This window comes from Lentzea sp. NPDC058450 (assembly GCF_042721395.1).
Classification (GTDB): Bacteria; Actinomycetota; Actinomycetes; order Mycobacteriales; family Pseudonocardiaceae; genus Lentzea.
The window spans coordinates 215,301-232,211 of the sequence record NZ_JBHXLO010000004.1 but is presented as its reverse complement, the minus strand read 5'-3'; the positions used below and the strand labels follow the sequence as shown (position 1 = coordinate 232,211).

The 16,911-nt window shown below is 71.2% G+C and carries 16 protein-coding genes; 3 read left to right on the top strand and 13 right to left on the bottom strand.

Annotated features, from left to right (window positions below):
* Positions 1-39: 39 nt before the first annotated feature.
* Positions 40-810, top strand: a complete 771-nt coding sequence (locus ACFWNN_RS09170) for an alpha/beta fold hydrolase (RefSeq protein WP_382439366.1) — start codon at positions 40-42, stop codon at positions 808-810.
* On the opposite strand, the gene ACFWNN_RS09165 is transcribed toward ACFWNN_RS09170, so the two are convergent.
* The 12 genes from ACFWNN_RS09165 to ACFWNN_RS09110 all read right to left on the bottom strand — a co-directional run bounded on the left by ACFWNN_RS09165 (position 807) and on the right by ACFWNN_RS09110 (position 15,077).
* Positions 807-1,355 carry an Imm5 family immunity protein gene (locus tag ACFWNN_RS09165; protein ID WP_382439365.1) on the bottom strand — a complete coding sequence of 183 codons (549 nt, stop codon included), beginning with the start codon at positions 1,353-1,355 and terminating at the stop codon, positions 807-809. The genes ACFWNN_RS09170 and ACFWNN_RS09165 overlap by 4 nt on opposite strands.
* Positions 1,342-5,739: an RHS repeat-associated core domain-containing protein gene (locus tag ACFWNN_RS09160; protein WP_382439364.1), complete on the bottom strand. Its 4,398-nt coding sequence runs from the start codon at positions 5,737-5,739 to the stop codon at positions 1,342-1,344. The genes ACFWNN_RS09165 and ACFWNN_RS09160 overlap by 14 nt, the downstream gene beginning before the upstream one ends.
* Before the next feature lie 147 nt (positions 5,740-5,886).
* On the bottom strand, positions 5,887-6,183 hold the full coding sequence (locus ACFWNN_RS09155) for a type VII secretion target (protein ID WP_382439363.1): 297 nt from the start codon (positions 6,181-6,183) through the stop codon (positions 5,887-5,889).
* An 8-nt stretch (positions 6,184-6,191) separates the two neighbouring features.
* Entirely contained in the window at positions 6,192-6,659 is a 468-nt protein-coding gene (locus tag ACFWNN_RS09150; RefSeq protein ID WP_382439362.1) for a YbaB/EbfC family nucleoid-associated protein, read from the bottom strand.
* A 246-nt stretch (positions 6,660-6,905) separates the two neighbouring features.
* Entirely contained in the window at positions 6,906-7,568 is a 663-nt protein-coding gene (locus tag ACFWNN_RS09145) for a hypothetical protein (protein WP_382439361.1), read from the bottom strand.
* A gap of 153 nt (positions 7,569-7,721) precedes the next feature.
* Complete coding sequence (locus ACFWNN_RS09140) at positions 7,722-8,708, bottom strand: NAD(P)-dependent alcohol dehydrogenase (protein ID WP_382439360.1); 987 nt, start codon at positions 8,706-8,708, stop codon at positions 7,722-7,724.
* The gene (locus ACFWNN_RS09135; RefSeq protein ID WP_382439359.1) at positions 8,705-9,346 is read right to left on the bottom strand and encodes a DUF2306 domain-containing protein; all 642 of its coding nucleotides are present in this window, start codon (positions 9,344-9,346) and stop codon (positions 8,705-8,707) included. The genes ACFWNN_RS09140 and ACFWNN_RS09135 overlap by 4 nt, the downstream gene beginning before the upstream one ends.
* A gap of 54 nt (positions 9,347-9,400) precedes the next feature.
* Positions 9,401-10,099 (bottom strand): response regulator, encoded by a 699-nt coding sequence (locus ACFWNN_RS09130; protein WP_382439358.1) that lies wholly within the window; start codon positions 10,097-10,099, stop codon positions 9,401-9,403.
* Entirely contained in the window at positions 10,096-11,220 is a 1,125-nt protein-coding gene (locus ACFWNN_RS09125; RefSeq protein ID WP_382439357.1) for a sensor histidine kinase, read from the bottom strand. Before ACFWNN_RS09125 ends, ACFWNN_RS09130 begins: the two co-directional genes overlap by 4 nt.
* A 23-nt stretch (positions 11,221-11,243) precedes the next feature.
* Positions 11,244-12,110, bottom strand: a complete 867-nt coding sequence (locus ACFWNN_RS09120; protein WP_382439356.1) for a hypothetical protein — start codon at positions 12,108-12,110, stop codon at positions 11,244-11,246.
* Positions 12,111-12,159: 49 nt separating this feature from the next.
* On the bottom strand, positions 12,160-13,812 hold the full coding sequence (locus ACFWNN_RS09115) for a choice-of-anchor B family protein (RefSeq protein WP_382439355.1): 1,653 nt from the start codon (positions 13,810-13,812) through the stop codon (positions 12,160-12,162).
* 137 nt (positions 13,813-13,949) lie between these two features.
* Entirely contained in the window at positions 13,950-15,077 is a 1,128-nt protein-coding gene (locus ACFWNN_RS09110; RefSeq protein WP_382439354.1) for a glutamate--cysteine ligase, read from the bottom strand.
* 159 nt (positions 15,078-15,236) lie between these two features.
* On the opposite strand from ACFWNN_RS09110, the gene ACFWNN_RS09105 reads away from it, so the two are divergent.
* Both ACFWNN_RS09105 and ACFWNN_RS09100 read left to right on the top strand, forming a co-directional pair.
* A complete protein-coding gene (locus tag ACFWNN_RS09105; protein WP_382439353.1) occupies positions 15,237-15,617 on the top strand; it encodes an NAD-binding protein in 381 nt (126 codons plus the stop codon).
* 53 nt (positions 15,618-15,670) lie between these two features.
* On the top strand, positions 15,671-16,225 hold the full coding sequence (locus tag ACFWNN_RS09100) for an EF-hand domain-containing protein (RefSeq protein WP_382439352.1): 555 nt from the start codon (positions 15,671-15,673) through the stop codon (positions 16,223-16,225).
* A gap of 49 nt (positions 16,226-16,274) precedes the next feature.
* Here the strand turns inward: ACFWNN_RS09100 and ACFWNN_RS09095 are convergent, their stop codons facing one another.
* Positions 16,275-16,904 (bottom strand): maleylpyruvate isomerase family mycothiol-dependent enzyme, encoded by a 630-nt coding sequence (locus tag ACFWNN_RS09095; RefSeq protein ID WP_382439351.1) that lies wholly within the window; start codon positions 16,902-16,904, stop codon positions 16,275-16,277.
* Positions 16,905-16,911 lie beyond the last annotated feature (7 nt).

Genomic DNA, 16,911 nt, shown 5'->3' with positions numbered 1-16,911 from the left:
CAATCGAGGTGGAGTGTGTGACACAAGATAGGGGGCGCCATGGTCGACGTTCAGGTGTTCGGTGAGTCCGGGCCGCCGGTGCTGCTCCTGCCGGGTGGCGCCGAGTCCGCCGACGGGTTCTTCCCCGGTCTGCGCGCGGGGCTGGCGGACGCGCGGGTGATCGAGCACGACCGGCCTGGCACCGGGAGGTCCGCGGTGGGCGGCGAGCTCTCCGTTGCCGCCAAGGCGCTCAGCGTGCTCATCGACGAACTCGGGCACGGGCCGGTGGTCGTGGTCGGGCAGAGCCTCGGCGGGGCGGTGGGGGCGCTGCTCGCCCGGGATCATCCCGCGCAGGTGGCGGGGCTGGTGCTGCTCGACCCGACGCCGATCAACGACCCCCGCACGTGCGCGACCATCGAGCGGATGACGGTCGTGCTGGGGAAGGCGGCCGCCGTGCCCGGCCTGCGGGGTCTGGTGGCGGCGGCGTTCCGCAGGACCGCGCTCCGGACCGCTCGCGGACTGCGGCCCGACTGCGCCGCCGCGGCCGAACGCACGGCGCGGCTCGACATCCCCCAGCTGGCGCGTGCGGTGCGCGGTCTCAGCGCGCTGTCGCAGGGCTTCCGGGAGTCGGAGCTTCCTCGGCTGCCCGCGGTCGTGGTCACGGCCGAGCGCAAGCCGGACCACGCGGTCCGCCAGGCGCACGAACGGCTGGCGGCTGCTTTCGGTGGCGAGGTCAGGACCTGGCCCGGAGCCACGCACAGCGTTCATCTCGACCACCCGGACGAGGTGCTCGCCACCGTGCGGGAGGTCGTGCGACAGGTCGCGAGCTAGCTCAGGTCGCGTGCGGCGGGGACGGCCTCCAGCAGGTACCAGCGCCAGAACGCGGCCCGGCGGACGGCGTCGCCGCTCTCCTCCCACGTCGCGCCACCGGCTTCCGCGGCGGCCGCGAAGAAGCACGGCGGCCAGTAGTCCGGGTCGAACTCGCGCTCGTCCTCCGCCTCGATCTCGGTCACCTCGCCCGCCGCGGCCTCGTTGGCGACGGCCCAGCACGCCATCCCGGCCGCGAACGCCGGGCCGAACGGCGGTTCCGGCGCGTAGACCGCGTCGAGCTTCGTGCGCAGCGCGCCCAGCCGGTTCTGCACGTCGCGGCCCGCCAGCGCGTCGTCCAGCACCTCGACGGGCTCGGCGTCGTCCGGGAACGCCGCCGTCCACAGCGGCGCGACGCGCCGGGCGCACTGCTCCCCCAGCCGCACGACGTGACCGTGCCCCAGCTCCGCCAGCGCCAGCCTGATCTCGCGGCGCGGCGGGTAGGGCAGCTCGCCGTCGTCCGGCAGCGCGGAGGCGAGGCGGCGCAGTTCGTCGTCATGCAGGGTCAAAGTTGACGCTCCCGTCGGGCAGGTACGTTCGGGTTCCGTCCGGGCCGGTCACGACCTGGGTCTGGCCCCGGTGCTCGGCCAGCCGCCGGAAGAACTCCTGGCAGTCCGGACATTGTGGTAGGTCGACGCGCACCGGCGCATTCGGGTCCAGCACGGCGGCCTGCCGTTCCGCGTGCGACGCGTAGTGCTGGCCGGGCACACCGTTGTCCAGGAACGAGTTGGGCCTGATCGGGTGGCCGATCTCGTCCATCAGGTCCATGACCTCCTGCGGCGGCACCCGCGTGGTGCCGGCCGGGGGCGGTGGCCGGTCGCTCCACCCGCTCATCGTCTGCACGTTGTCGGTGTTGGCGAGGCACTTCTTGCGACCCCAGATCACCGCGAGGCCCAGCGGGTCGCACGCGTTGACGGGGTTGCCCGCGTACGCCCGCGGGTTGGTGCCGCCGCCCAGCCCGAGCGGGTCCACGCTGCAGTAACGCCCGGTCGCCGGGTCGTAGAACCGCGCGTAGTTGTAGTGCAGTCCCGTTTCCTGGTCGAAGTACTGGCCCTGGAACCGCCACGGCGTGGACGCGGCCGACGCCAGCCTGCCCAGCGCCTCGCCCCACAGCGTGCTCTCGGAACGCCACGCGAGCGCGCCGGACGGGTCGACCAGCTCGGAGGCCGTGCCGATCACGTCGACCACGATCGAGTAGAACCGGCGGTCCACCCACTCCTGCGGCGCCGTGCGGGCCCGTTCCCGCTGGGTGATCGGGCGGAACCCGCCGGGCTCCCAGTCCCAGGTCGTCGCGCCCGAGCCGGTGTCCTGCTCGGCGAGCACCGTGCCGTCCCAGTGGAACGTCACCTGCTCGGCGATCCCGTCCGCGCCGAGCCGTTGCTTGGCCACGCGACGGCCGAGCGGGTCGTAGACGTACCGCCAGCGCGTGCCGTCCGGTGTCGTCACGCCGACCAGCCTGCCCTCGGCGTTCCACCGGAACCGCCAGCTGTCCGGCTTGGCGGACAGCCGTTTGCGCTGGCGCAGCACGACCCTGCCCTCGGCGTCGTAGCGGTAGCGGACGTTGCCGGTCTCGACCAGCATCGTGCCGACGTAGTTCCACGGCCGGTCGAGCCGGTCGCCGAACGCGTCGCTGCTCCGGATGTTGCCCGCGTCGTCGTAGTCGAACCGCTGCTGCCGCCCCGGTCCGTCGGCCGAGGTGATGCGGCCCCTCGCGTCGAACTCGTAGCGCTGGCCGCCGCGCAACCGGTCGGCGACCGACTCGATCAGCCCGTCGGGACGGTAGCGGTAGGAGCGCTGCTGGAGCTGTCGCGGACTGCCGGTGAGGCCGATCGTCTGGTGCGCCAGCCGGCTGTTCACGTCCCAGCCCTGGGTGATCGACGTGGTGTCGTCCAGCAGCCGCAGCGTTTCCCGGCCCGCGGCGTCGTGCCGGAACGTGATGGTGTGCCCGCCCGAGGTCAGCGCGGCCGGGCGGCCCTCGGAGTCGTACGACCACGTGCTGCGGGCGCCGCTCGGGGTCGTGCGGGAGGTGCGCCGCCCGAGGACGTCGTAGGTGGACACCACGCCGGCGCCGTTGACGGTCTCGCGGACGACCCGGCCGAGCCGGTCGCGGTCGAACTCCACCCGCACGTCGGCGTTCGCGGTCTCCAGCAACCGCCCGACCGGGTCGTAGCGGTAGGTGGACGTACCGGCGTCCGAGCGCCGTTCGACCAGCTTGCCGAGCGCGTCGTAGCGGTAGGCGACGGCCTCGCCGGCGGCGTTGGTGCGCCGCACGACCTGGCCCGCCGCGTCGTGGTCGTGGTCGAGCAGCCGTCCGTCGAAGTCGATCTCGCGGATCCGGTTGCCGGCGGCGTCGTACTCGTAGCGCCACTCGGCACCCTGCTCGTTGACCACCGCGACAAGGCGCAGCTCGCGGTCGTAGCGGTAAATCAGCCGCGACCCGTCCGGGCCGATCTCCGCGGCCGGAAGGCCGAAGTGGGTGCGTTCGAGCCGGGTGACCGCGCCCAGCGGGTCGACGTACTCGATCTGGTTGCCCTCGGGGTCCTGCCGCCAGGTCGCCGAGGTGCCGTCGGGCAAGGTGCGGCTGCGCAGCCCGCCTTCGACCGTCCAGCTCTGCCGCACGGTGTTGCCCGCCGGGTCGACCACCGTGCCGATCCGGCCGAACGGGTCGCGCACGTAGCGGGTGGTCTCGCCGAGCGAGTCGGTCAGCGCGACGGGCAGGCCGGCGCGGTCGGCCTCGATCCGGCGCGTCACGCCGGTGGGGTCGGTGACCGCCGCCAGGCCGCCGCGGTCGTCGTAGGCGTAGGTCGTGCGCTCACCCGCGGGATCGGTGGAGGTGATGACGTTGCCGGTGGCGTCGTAGGTGTAGTGCCAGGTCGCGCCGTCCGGTTCCACGACGCGCACGGGCAGGGCGAGGTCGTTGTACTCGGCGGTGGTGGTGCTGCCGTCCGGCCTGGTGACCGCGGTCGGGTTGCCGTTGTCGTCGTAGGCGATGCTCGTCCTGCGCCCCAACGGGTCCGTGCGGGCCAGCACGCGGTCGAAGCGGTCCCACTCCTGGAGGGTGCGGTGGCCCAGCGGGTCGATCTGCTCGACGACCTGGTGGCGCGCGTTGAGGCGGTACGTCGTCGTGTCGCCCAAAGCGTTGGTGTACAAGGTGGTCAGCGGCGCGGAGTCGTAGTCCCAGACCCCGGTGACGGCGCCGCCGGAACCGTCGGTGCGGGTGACGCGGCCGCGGTCGTCGTAGAAGTACTGGTACCACTCGTCGTTGCGGTCGACCCACTTGGTGATGCGCGCGGCGTCGTCGTACTCCAGCCGGAACGGCAGGCCGGACGAGTTGACGATCTCCGTCAGGTCGCCGCGGTCGTCGTAGCGGTACCGGCTGACGGTGATCTCACCACCGTTGCCGTCGGCCAGCCACAACCGCGTGACGCGGCCGTGTTCGCTGCCGACCCCGACGCGGTAGCCGCCGGAGTGGACCACCTCGACCGGCGTGAGGCCGTCGTCGTAGCGGAACTCGACGACGTGGCCGCAGCGGTTGGTGATCGTGGCGAGCACGTGGGTGCGCAACCCGCGCTGGAACGTGAGGGTCCAGCCGTTCTCCGGCTTGTGCAGGGAGTACGTGCCCGCGGTGCTGAGCGACAACCGCCAGCGCGGTCCTTCTTCCGGCAGCACGGCGGGTCCGCCTGGCGTGGGCAGCGGGAACACCAGCCGGGTCGCCGCGTCGTCCACGAAGTAGACGCCGTCCGCCTCGACGTCGAGCCGCTGGTCGAGGCTCGACGCCCAGGACCGGCCGAACGCCCTTCCCGAGCGGTAGTGGGAGAAGTGCGTGCGTTTGAGGATCAGCGGCAGCATGCCGGGCAGTTCCAGGTCGAACTGCGTCATGAACATCTGGCCGGTGGCGAGGTCGACCGGTTCGCCGGATCCCGGTGGGCAACCAGGTTCGCGGGAGTCGGTCTTGCGGTCGCCGACGCTGTCCCTGACGCCGTCGTCACCTCGTGCCGGAGGCTTCGAGTCCGGCGGACTGGACGTGCTCGACGGCGATGTCGTACTGGACGGTGATGTGGTGCTGCTGGGCGATGTGGTGCCGCTCGGTGACGTGGTGCTGCTCGGCGACGTCGTGTCCGGCGCGCTGGCAGGACTGGTGGTACCGGACGGACTCGTTGTGCCGGAAGGACTTGTCGTGCTCGAAGGACTCGTCGCGCTGGACGGGCTGGTCACGTCGGCGCCGGCCGGGCTCACACCGTCCGGCGCGTTCGGGCCGCCACCGCCGCCCCGGCCGCCCCTGCGCAGTGCGGCCAGGCCTTTCTTGATCGCCGCCCAGATCTCGTCGAGCTTCTTCAGCAACGGCTGGAGCTTGCCGATCGAGCGGACGAGCTTCTGGATGAACTCGCTGATCCGGCGCACCCACTTGGCGATCAGCGCGATCGCCTCGGGGATCACCGCCGCCGTGCCGATGCCGAGCGTGCCCGCGATCTCGGCGATCCAGCGCGGAATGCGGGAGATCAGGCTCGCGATGCACTCGGCGATCAGGTCGCGCACGATCTCCCGGACCGCGCCGACCAGCATGCCGACCACCTGCACGACGGTGCTGATCGTGTCCGCCGCACCGGCCGCGCCGGCGAGGTGTTCGGCCTCCGCCTTGGTGTTCGCGCGGTAGGCGTCCGCCGCGGGACCGGTCCACCCGGACGTGCCCGCCGCGACCTCCTTGCTGAAGTCCTGCTGCGCGGTGCCGATCGCCGCCGACACGTTCTTCCACGTGGCCGCGTAGGAGGCGATCGTGTCCGGGTCACCCGCGAGCCAGTCCAGCGCGTCCGACAACGGCTTGACGTGCTCCATCAACCACGACACGGCGTACGACAGCAGCGTGCCGACCGGGTCGGTGATCAGGCCGAGCATCTCCAGGCCCGCCCCGGCCGCCCCCGAGCCCGCCCTCGAGCCACGACCCGGAGTCGATGCCGGACCTGACGTCGTTGACGGACTCCAGGATCCCGATGCCGCTGACCGCCGTCGTGGAGTCCTGGCGTTGTGCCACAAGGGGATTGCTCATGAGCGGAACGCCTGCCGGTTGGAGTCGTCGACCGCCTCGTAGGCCTTGGCGGTCTCCCGCACCTCCGCCGCCGTGGCCTCGACCGCCGTCGCCGCCTCGGCGATGGCGTCCATGCCCATCTGCTCGATCGGGTCGACCATCGGCGGGAAGAACTGGCAGATCACCCCGTACGCCCCGGTCGGCAGACTCACCGTGCGGGCCGCGTCGACCGCGGAGGACAGCCGTTCCCTGATGCCGTCGAGCCGGGAAGCGTGCGCCCGCAACTCCTCCGGAACCAACTCAAAGCCAGACATCGCGACTCCTAGCGCAGAACCGAACCGCCGCCGTCCCAGTCGTCGTCCTCGATCTCGCCGATGCGCTTGTACTTCGGCGGCGCGGACTGCTGGTGCTGCTGCACAGGTTCGGGAAAGCGCTGTTCGTAGCCGCTCACCACGGTCTCGATGGTGGACTGCTCGTCGCCGATGGTCGCCTGCATGGCCGCCGCGACCTGAGCCGCGAGCTTGCTCTGCGCCCGTTGCGCACAAGCCATGATCTGACCGGCGACGTCCGCACCGCTGTGGTTGCGGATCTGGTCGCTGAGCTCCAGAGCCGAGATCGCGCCGGAACTGTTGACGGTCACCCTGATCATGCCGTCCGAAGTGGAATCGGTAGCGCTCACCGCGGACACGGCGGCGCCCATCTGCTGGTAGCGCTCGGCTTTCTGCTCAGCCTGCCGCGCCCACTCCTCCAGCTGCCGCTCGACCTGCTCCGGACTTCCCCCACCTACCACCGGGCACCTCCCCTGTGCCCGGCCCATCGTGGCCCGCCCGGCGTGCTCCCACGGGCGTTCGGATCAAGACCCCACGAACGGACCAGTCCGCGCCTCGATCAGCTCCTGCTGAGGCAGAACCGGCCCGTGCGGGCGAGGTACTCGGCCGTTCACGCAGGAGACCGCGTTCCTGAGTCAGAACGCGGTCTCCGCGGGTAACCGTGCGCTTCGTCCGTGGCCCCGCGCGCTGCCGCTGCTGCGGCGTGCTCAGCAGGTGACGTTGACGGTCGCGCTCGGCTGGAACGACACGTGCACGTGGTCCATGTGGTTGGCCGTGGGGCTGCCGCGGTCCTCCATCGGCGTGAACCCGCTGCCGTCGTTGTAGCGCTGGCGCCAGATCACGTAGGTGACGCCGAACGCCTTGCGGTTGGCCAGCACGTAGTCGGCCAGCTGGTTGCCGGTGGCGGTGTCGACCATGAAGTCGAGGGCCAGGCCGATCGGGTGTTCGCCGCCGCCTGCGCGGCCCGTGGCTCCGCCGATGTCGTCGACGCCGAACTTGCCCGCGATGTGGTGGCCCACCTGCGCCACGTGCGGCTTGGTGCCCTCCAGCGTGGTCGGGCAGGGCGGCGGGGGTGGTGGCGGCGGGGGCGGGGGTGGCGTGGTGGTCGTCGTGACCGGAGGCGGGGTGGTGGTCTCCGGGGCCGAGGACGAGGACGGCGGCGCGGAGCTCGAGGCCGCCAGGGAGGGCACTTCCTGGCTCACTGAGGTGGTCGGGGCGCCCAGTTGGGCGGCCGCACCGGTCGGGTCGACCGGCTGGTCGGAGCTGCGGACCACCCAGAAGGTCGCGACCAGGCCCACGGTGAGGGTGGCGGCGACCGCGATGGGCAGCTTCCGGTTGGGTGTGTCTGGCGTTCTATGTCGGCCCGGCATTCGGGAAACACCTTGCGTCGGGGACAGGGCATGCTTGCACGGCCCGCCACGTTACGAAATGAACACGAGAACGTCACAGCCGAGTGTTCTTCCTCACATCCCTGCTGGTGAGCGGCCTGCTACAGAAGGTGACCGTCCTCACGTCCGTCCAGGTCAGACGGTGATGACGACCTTCGCTCGGGCGTGGTCGGTTTCGACATGTTTGAGGGCTTCGCGTGCCTCGGCGAGCGGATAGGTGCGTTCGACGACGGGCGTGAGACCTCCTGACTCGGCCATCTGGCTCAACGCTGTGAGGAACTGGCGATCGGCGGCCGTGGTGAGCACCGAGAGGGTGTCCCGGACGAACGGCGCGCGCAGCTTCGCGCTCAGCATCAGGCGCATCGGGCCGAGGAGGCTGCCTCCGTCGAACACTCCCCCGCCGGACAGCACGATCGTGCCGCCAGGTGTGAGCGCGCGGCGCAGGGCGGCCAGCGAGTGGTTGCCGACCAGGTCGAAGATCAGGTCGTGGCGGTGGCCCGCGGTGGTGAAGTCGGTCGTGGTGTAGTCGACGACATGATCCGCGCCGAGCGACTGCACCAGGTCGACGTTCCGCGTGCTGCACACGGCCGTGACGGTGGCGCCCAACGACTTGGCGATCTGCACGGCGAACGTGCCGACGCCGCCGGACGCGCCGTTGATCAGGACGTGCTGGCCCGGCTGGAGCTTTCCGGTGTCGCGCAGGCCTTTCAGCGCGGTCTGGCCCGCCAGCGGCAGGGCGGCCGCCTGGGCGAAGGTCACAGTGGACGGTTTGGTCTCCACCAGGGACTCCGGCACCGACACGTACTCGGCGAACGCTCCGTCGGCGGTGCCCAGGTCGCCGAACACCTCGTCACCGGGGCGGAAGCGGCGCACGTCCCGGCCGACCGCCTCGACGGTGCCCGCGAAGTCACGGCCGCGGATCGTCGCTTTGGGACGGGTGAGGCCGATGCCGGTGAGCCTCGCCAGGTAGGGGTCGCCGCGCATGACGTGCCAGTCGTAGGCGTTGACGGACGCCGCGTGCACGCGCACCAGCAACTCGGTGCCCGAAGCCGTCGGGGTCTCCACGTCGCGGTACTCCAGCGTGTCCGTTGAGCCGTAACGGTTCTGCACGATCGCCTTCATCGGTGTGCTCCCTGCGGGGTGCGGACGGGCCGGCGGAGGATCCACTCCGCGACGACGAGGTTGATCACCCAGGCGGCGAGCATCAGCACCGCCTTGGCGAACTGGTCGAGCGGGCCGGTGGCGGCGATCCACGCGCTCAGCAGCACCGCCTGGGTGCCGGCGCCGAGGCCGATCGCGAACGCCCTGACCATCCAGGCGCGGTGCGCCGGCACGTCCCGGCGGCGGATCGCCCGCAGGCCCAGCACGAGGAACACCGCCCAGGCCGTGCCGAACACCAGCCGGATGCCGGTGAGCAACGCGCCCACGTCGGCGGGTTTCGGGTAGAAGACGGTCATCCACAAGCCTGACAACGCGCCCACCAGTCCACAGAGGACCAGCAGTCGGCCCGCTCCCCGGTGCCAGGCCGGTCTGCGGCGGCGCAGGCCGGGGGCGAACTGGAAGGCGCCGAGCAGGCTGTAGACGCTCACGGTGACGGCGTGCAGCACCACGGGCACGGGCGAGGCGAAGAACCGCGCGTTGTCCGGCGTGATCTCCGCGCCGCCGCCCAGTTCGGTCAGCCGGAGCACGCCACCGAGCACCGGGATGACGCTGAACAGGATGATCGCGGCCGGGACGAGCTTGTCGGACCTGGGGTTCATGCCATGAAGCGTGGCGGGCGGGGCGGGGTCAGGTCTCCAGCAGAAAGGACACGATCATCCTGGCCGTTGGTCGAGGGCGGTCGTCGTACTTTCGGCTGAGCGACGGACCCGTCTCGTCTCGTAGGCCCAGATGGCGACCTCGACCCGGTTCCGCGCGCCGATCTTCGCCATCAGGCTCGCGAGGTGCGACTTCACCGTGCTGAGCGTGATGTGCAACTCCTGGGCGACCTCGCTGTTGGTGCGGCCGGCCGCGACGGCGGCCAGGACCTGCTCCTCCCGTTCGGTCAGCGGGTCGATCGGCTGCACCACGGGACCGGCCGGACCGTTGTTCGCGAACGCGTCCAGCAGCCGGGCGGTGACGCTGGGCGCGATCAGGGCGTCCCCGACGGCCGCGGCGTGCACCGCCTGGGCGAGCAGCGCGGGCCCCGCGTCCTTGAGCAGGAACCCCTTGGCCCCCGCCCGCAACGCCGCGTAGACGTACTCGTCGAGGTCGAAGGTGGTGATCACGACGACGGCGAGCGGGTCGGTGACACCGGGCCCGGCCAGCAGCCGGGTGGCCTCGATGCCGTCGATCCCGGGCATCCTGATGTCGAACAGGCACACGTCCGGCCGCAGCCTCCGCGCGAGCTCCACGGCCTGCCTGCCGTCCGGCGCCTCGCCGACGACCTCGATGCCCGGCTGGACGTCGAGGATCATCGACAGGCCGGTGCGGACGATCTCCTGGTCGTCGGCGACGATCACGCGGACGCTCATCGCGCGGTTCCCAGTGGCAGCACGGCGGTCACCGTCCAGCCTCTCGCGTCCGGGCCCGCCTCACAGGTGCCTCCGAGCAACGTCGCCCGCTCCTTCATGCCGATGAGCCCGTGTCCTTGCGCGGCACGGGCACTGCTCGTCTCGCCGTCGTCACTGACCCGCAGGTGCACCGAGCTCGCGCCGACGGTGACCCGCACCTCGATGCGGGTGGCGTGCCGGGCGTGCCGGCGGGCGTTGGTGACCGACTCCTGGGTGAGCCGGTAGAGGGCCGTGCCCACGGACTGGGGCAGGTCGCCGACTGTCCCGTCGATCCGCACGTCCACCTCCGGGCCGGGCCTGCCCGCGTTCGCGAGCAGGGCGATGTCCTCGGCCGTCGGGCTGGGCGCGAGGTCCGCGGAGTCGTTGTGCCGCAACGCCCTCACCATCGTGCGCATCTCCACGAGCGCCCGCGACGCCTCCGACTCGATCACCGCGAGCGCCTCGGTGGCCGCCTCCGGCCGGTGCGCCGCCGTCGCCAGTCCTGCCTGGGCGCGGATCGCCATGGCCGACACGTGGTGCGCCACCGTGTCGTGCAGGTCGCGCGCCAGCCGTTCCCGTTCCAGCAGCTTCACCTGCTCGAGCTCGCGCGCCCGAGCCCTCCCCCGGTACCGCACCGCCGCCCCGACCGCGCAGGCCGTCCCCAGCACGGCGCAGCCCGCCACCGCGTCACCGGGCGCGAGGTACCCGAGCGCCGCGGACAGCCCGACCTTGCCGAGCATCACCGGAAGCCCCCACACCCACTCCCGCCCGGACCCCCACCGGAACAGCGAGAACGGGAACAGCAGCATGAACACCAGCGTGGCGAGATCGGACTCGCCGCCGAACACCAGCGACGCCACCGCGGCGATCCCGAACGCGCCCGCGACCGCGAGCAACGGCCGGCTCCTGCGCACCAGCACGAACGGCAGGAGCACCACGACGAGCACGAGCGAGCCCACCCGCCAGCTCATCTCCGGCCACAGCACCGTTTCCAGCACGGCGACCGCGAGCAGGACCGCGACCAGCGCCTGGTCCCACCACGGCCGGGCCGTCGCGCGCGCCGGCCGCGGCTCGTCCCACACCGACCGCAGAAGGGCGAACACCCCGCAATCGTACGAGAGAGCGGTCAGGTCACCGCCACGGTGAGCGCGGCGGTGTGCAGCCGTCCCCCGTGCGAGAACTCCAGGAACAACCGGTACTCGCCGCGTTCGGCGAACACCGAGCGGAACGTGAGCTCGCCGTCGATGAGCGGCGCTCCCGCCGGCTCCACGGGGTGCAGGTGGGTGGCGGAGAGCAGCATCGTGTGGAACCCGGTCATGTGCCCGTTGGCACCGAGGTGTGGTTCGAGCTTCTCCACCGGCTTGCCGTCCGGGGTGCGGATCGCGAGCCTGATCTTCCGTTCGCCCAGCAACGGGAGCGCGGCGGGCTGGTCGACGCGGGTGACGGTGTAGCCGGACTCGGTGACGGTGCTCGCGTCCGGTGCCGGCACGGGAACCAGGTCGGTGTCCCCGGCGAGGCTGAACGGGACGCCGAGCACGACCGGGTGCATCGGGTCCTTGGTGTCCAGGGGGACGAACTCGGCGAACATCCGGTACGCGCCCCCGTCCGGCAGGTCGGTGGCCGTGCGCCAGGTGTCGCCCTCCAGCACCGGGTGGACGTGGCGGAACACGTGCATGTCGTCGCGAACGACGAAGAAGTGCATCTGCTTGGTCTGGTTGTCCAGGAACCGGGTGACGGGCTTGCCGTCGCGGCCGAGGATCCGGAACGCGATCGGCACCGACGTCCCGCGGTCGGCGGGCACGACGACGCGTTCGATCCGGTAGTCACCCTCCACTTCGGACAGTCCGTCGCTGTGCGAGGCGGGGACGACCGCCCCCATGTTCTGGTGTTGCACCGGTGGCGCGCTGGTGCCGAACAACATGAAGCCACCCGCGCCCACGATGACGGCGGCGACGAGGGCGAAGATCCAGTCGGTGACGCTCAGTCTGCGCATGATCGGCTCCTGGGCGGGGTGCCCCGGCGAAGGGGCACCCCGAGGCGGGTCAGAACTGGAGGCTCCACGCGTCGACGTAGCCGGTGTCGGCCCTGGCGACGTCCTGGACCTTCAGCTGCCAGGTGCCGTCGGCGCTCTTCGCCGAGGCGTCGACGGTGTAGGTGGTGATCACGTTGTCGGCCGAGTCGCTGCCCGACGGCTTCAACCGGAACGTCGCGCCGTCCGGCGCGACGAGGTCGATCACGAGGTCACCGCGGTAGGTGTGCTTGATGTCGACGTTCACCTTCAACGCCGACGGCGCCTTGCCCGTGACACCGGAGACCGTGACCGGCGAGGTGACCGCGGCCCCGGCGTCCGGGATCTGCACGTCGGCGGTGTTCTCGAACTTCCTGCCCGCGGGCGGCGGGTCGACGGTGCCGAGGTTCGGCCTGACGACGACCAGGCCCTGCTCGATGCCGTTGACCAGGACGATGCCGCTCGCGAAGTACGGGTAGTTGCTCCACGCGCCGTTGAACTTGGCCTCGTCGGACGCCGGGTAGATGTCGAAGAACCCGGCCTCGGTCAGCTGCGCGGAGGCGACGCCGCTGACGTCGAGGATGCGCAGTCCGGCCTGGTAGTTGGCCTGGTAGGAGTACTTGCCCTTGATGTACTGGTTGTGGTCGATCGCGCTCGCTGGCGAGTTGTAGACGCCCGTGTGGACCGGGTTCGCGAGCGAGGCGAGGTCCCAGATGTAGGTCTTGGTGCGCTTGTCGGTGCCGCGCGACTCGTCGAGCTCGTCGTCGAGCAGGAAGTAGCGCTGGTCCTCGGTCAGCCAGCCCTGGTGCGAGTACTGCGCGCCGGAGTAGCCCTTGCGCGCGATCTGCACCGGGTTGGCCTTGTCGGTCACGTCGACGATGGTCAGCGTGTCCTCGTTGGAGTTGAAGCAGATCTCGCGCCCCTTGTAGGTGGCGTCCGGACCGCGGTAGACCACGCACTGGTTGTCGTGCGTGTAGCCGTCCTGCGACACGCAGCCCGCGTTCTTCGGCTGCTTCGGCGTGCGGATGTCGACCATGTGCGGGCCGCCGCTGCACGTGTTGGAGCCGATCGCGTAGGCGTACCCGGTCTCCTCGTTGATGGCGATGTTGTGCGCCGGGCCGAACTCCTTGTAGAGCGCGTCGGTCGTGAACGTCTGCGGGCTGGTGACGGTCCGCAGCCGGGTCAGGTCGAACACCTGCATGCCGTGGCCGGTGATGAAGTCCGCGACGATGAACGCGTGGTCCTTGTAGACCTTCATGTCACGCCACGAGCTGCTGCCGCCGTTGGACGGCAGGTTGCCCAGGTACTTGGGCGCGGTGGGGGTGCTGACGTCGACGAACGCGGTGCCGTTGGTGCGGCCGACGATCGCGTACTCCTTGCCGGAGGACGGGTCGGTCCAGCCCCAGATGTCGTTGCCGTTGCCGCCGCCGATCTGGGCCAGCGGCAGGACGCTGAGCAGGTCGACGTTCTTGCACGGGTAGATGTCGGCCTTGCCGTTGACGCACGGCACGCCGGCCGCGGTGTTGGTCACGGCGTGCCGTTCGGCGGGCTTGAAGTCCGCCATGAAAGTTCTGGCGGCCGCCTGTCCCTCGGGAGTCTCGGGGTCGTGCGCCGAGGCGCCCGACATCGTGAGGGCGATCGCCGATGCCGTCAGCACCGCGAGCGCCCCCAGGCGCAGGGTTTTCATGAAGTTGGGCTCCTCACGGAAATCCCGGCCGCTCAGGACGCGGTCGGGTGCAGGGTTTCCGATCAGTCACCGACGGTAGGACGGAAGTCCACTCCGCGTGTACCTTCGTTCGTCTGTTCTGCGTTCGGAACCGGAGGTCAGGACGCCGAGGGCTCCTCAGCGCCGGTGTCCTCGGCGTCGATGTCGAGCAGCGCCAGCAACGGCCCGACCTGGCCCGTCCGGAACGCCCGGCGTTGCCGGTCAGCGCCGCTCCCCTCGCGGTCGAGCAGCCGCAGACCTCGCCGCACCACGGGCAGGTCGCCGTTCGCCTCCAGCACCGGGGTGAGTCTTCGCACGAGGTCGTCCAGCTGGTCCCGCACCGGCCGCAGCTCGCCGGTCAGCACGTCGAGGGCGTTGCCCCGCAGGCCTTCGTTCGCCACTCCCCAGCACGCCTGCCGCAGCGTCTCCTGAGGAATCCGCGGCGGTTCGGAGACGTCGCCCGTCACCTGCGCGACTAGGGCTCGCACGAGTGCCGCGAGCAACGCCGCGTCGTCGGCGGTCACGGCGACGTCGGCCACGCGCACCTCGACGGTCGGCAGTTCGGTGGCGGGGCGGACGTCCCAGTAGACCATCGCCCGGTCCAGGGCGGTGCCCGCCTCGATCATCGTGGCGCAGACCTCCTCGTAGTGCTGCCACGACTCGAAGACCGGCGGTGGACCGGACACCGGCCACCGCGACCAGATCGTGGAGCGCCAGCTCGCGAACCCGCTGTCCTCGCCTCCCGAGAACGGGGAGTTCGTCGTCACCGCGGCCAGCACCGGCAGCCACGGGCGCACGTGGTTGCACACCCGCACGGCGGTCTCCCGGTCCGGGACGGCGACGTGCACGTGGCAGCCGCAGATCAGCTGTTGTTCCGCCAGCGCACCGAACTGGCGCGCGATCCGGCGGTACCGCAGGCTGTCGGTGATCTCGCCGGACGCGTCGCCCAGCGGCGGCGCGCCGACGGCGATGGCCCGGCATCCGGCCAGCCGCGCGGCCCGGGCGACCTTCTGCCGTGCCGCCACCAGCTCCTGACGGGCCTGGTCGGCGGAGTGGCACACGGGGGTGTTGATCTCGACCTGGGCGCCGGTCAGCTCGTGCTCCAGCGCCAGGCCGAACCGCTCGCGGGCGACGGTGACGACGTCGTCCGCCCGGTTGACCGGCACGCCCGTCTCCGGGTGCACAAGGAGGAACTCCTCTTCCACGCCGATCGTCGGGCTCCACAGGTCGTTCGAGGACGCCTTCACCACGTGTCACCGTCCTGTTCGACACCATCCGGGGGAACCGGCGAATACCCGTTCGTGGCAACGGGAAACGCGCCGCGGTCACCGCTCGGTGACGTCGGCGCGCGGTGCTCATCCGAATGGACGCCAATCCGCGTCACCTGGCGCATCGAATACCTGGGCGTGGCCGACTACATCCTCGTCATCGGGTACGGCGACGCCGGGCACGAAGCGGTGAACGCGGTGCTGGAGGCGCAACCCGACGCGCGGCTGACCGTGCTCGACACCGACTTCGTCGCGGTCGCCGAGGCCGCGGCCAACGGAGCCGTGGCGGTCGTCGGCGACGGCCGGGACAGGTGCGCGCTCGACGAGGCCTCGGTGGACGCCGCCGACCGCGTGTTCATCACGGTCCCGGACGACCTCGCCTCGTTCCTGGTCATGCGGGCGGTGCGGACGATGAACCCGGACGCCGTGATCGTGGTCGTCATCCGCGACCAGGAGAACCACGGGCTGTTCGACTCCTACGACGTCACGTCCGTGCACATCAAGAGGCCACCGACGTGAACTCGGCGGTCCGCGGTTGCGCGCGGGCCGTCCGGCGGCCAGGGTTCGTGGTCATGACCGAGGTTCTGCTGCACCGAATTGAGGCGACCTTCGCCCACTACGACGTCAACGGCAACGGCGTCATCGAGCTCGCGGACCTCTACGCGCTCGCCGGCAGGCTGATGCGCGGATTCGGCGAGCCCGCCGGTTCGGAGCGCGGCCGGGAGCTGATCGAGACGTCCGACAGGTTCTGGGAGACCCTGATCGAACGCTGCGACGCCGACCGCGACGGCCGGATCACCCTGGACGAGTACCGCACGGCGATGGCGACGGTCCTCGCGGACGTCGACGAGTTCGACGACGTGTTCCTGGAGGTCTCCGAGTCGTTGCTGGCGCTGGCCGACGCGAACGGCGACGGCCGGGTCGAGGCGGCCGAGTTCCAGGTCCTGCTGAAGGCGCGCGGCCTGTCCGACGCCGAGTGCGGCCTGGCGTTCACCCACCTGGACACCGACGGCGACGGCTCGATCAGCCTGCAGGAGTACGTGGACGCGGTGCACGAGTACTACACGGACCCCGCCGAGGACACCCCCGGCAGCTGGCTCTACCCGAGGTCGCTGCAACTGACCTGATACCTCGACGGCAGCTCCCGGGTCTCCACCACGCCTTCGAGGCCAACCGTCAGCACCGGCCGCGCAGCTCGTCCACCCCGTCGCCGCTCAGGTCGTCGCAGCACACCGCACGGCCGGTCATCGCCATGATCAGGGCGAGCGTCGGCCCGCGGACCTCGCTCCCCTCGCCCGTCGTGAACCCGGTGTCGGTGGCGACGAGCCGCAGCCCGCCGATGCGGCCCTTGGCGAGCACCACCACGTCCGACGAGGCGTAGTGCTCGGCGACCGGCACCAGCACCTCCGCCGGCGGCACCCGCCGGATGCCCAGCGGCCTGCGGATGTCCTCGGCGTGCACGACCTGCTCGGCCAACGCGCCCACAGGGGACCCTCGGAAGCCGAGCGGTGTGGTCGAGCGGTTGACCGCGGCCTGGAACTTCGCGAGCGTCTCGGCCGGGGAGTCGCCCAGCTGTTCGCGGAGCCGGTCCACCACCTGCCGGTCGAAGTCGAAGCGAGCCCGCAGGACGCCCAGGAACCAGCGCGGGAACGACAGCACGGCGCCCGCGGTGAGGTGGGCGAGCACCTCGCGGACGGTGAGTTCGGAGCACAGCGAGGTCGTGGCCCACCGGTCGTCGGTCAGGTCGGCGAGATCGGCGGCCAGCGCGGCCCGTTCGGCGTGCACCAGCGGCCAGGTCGAGTTCACGACGGCA

Coding starts and splice junctions, on each gene's coding strand:
- ACFWNN_RS09130 (WP_382439358.1), bottom strand. CDS start 10,099: ATGAGCGTCCGCGTGATCGTCGCCGACGACCAGGAGATCGTCCGCACC.
- ACFWNN_RS09135 (WP_382439359.1), bottom strand. CDS start 9,346: ATGAACCCCAGGTCCGACAAGCTCGTCCCGGCCGCGATCATCCTGTTC.
- ACFWNN_RS09160 (WP_382439364.1), bottom strand. CDS start 5,739: ATGCTCGGCCTGATCACCGACCCGGTCGGCACGCTGCTGTCGTACGCC.
- ACFWNN_RS09115 (WP_382439355.1), bottom strand. CDS start 13,812: ATGAAAACCCTGCGCCTGGGGGCGCTCGCGGTGCTGACGGCATCGGCG.
- ACFWNN_RS09100 (WP_382439352.1), top strand. CDS start 15,671: ATGACCGAGGTTCTGCTGCACCGAATTGAGGCGACCTTCGCCCACTAC.
- ACFWNN_RS09145 (WP_382439361.1), bottom strand. CDS start 7,568: ATGCCGGGCCGACATAGAACGCCAGACACACCCAACCGGAAGCTGCCC.
- ACFWNN_RS09155 (WP_382439363.1), bottom strand. CDS start 6,183: ATGTCTGGCTTTGAGTTGGTTCCGGAGGAGTTGCGGGCGCACGCTTCC.
- ACFWNN_RS09170 (WP_382439366.1), top strand. CDS start 40: ATGGTCGACGTTCAGGTGTTCGGTGAGTCCGGGCCGCCGGTGCTGCTC.
- ACFWNN_RS09120 (WP_382439356.1), bottom strand. CDS start 12,110: ATGCGCAGACTGAGCGTCACCGACTGGATCTTCGCCCTCGTCGCCGCC.
- ACFWNN_RS09140 (WP_382439360.1), bottom strand. CDS start 8,708: ATGAAGGCGATCGTGCAGAACCGTTACGGCTCAACGGACACGCTGGAG.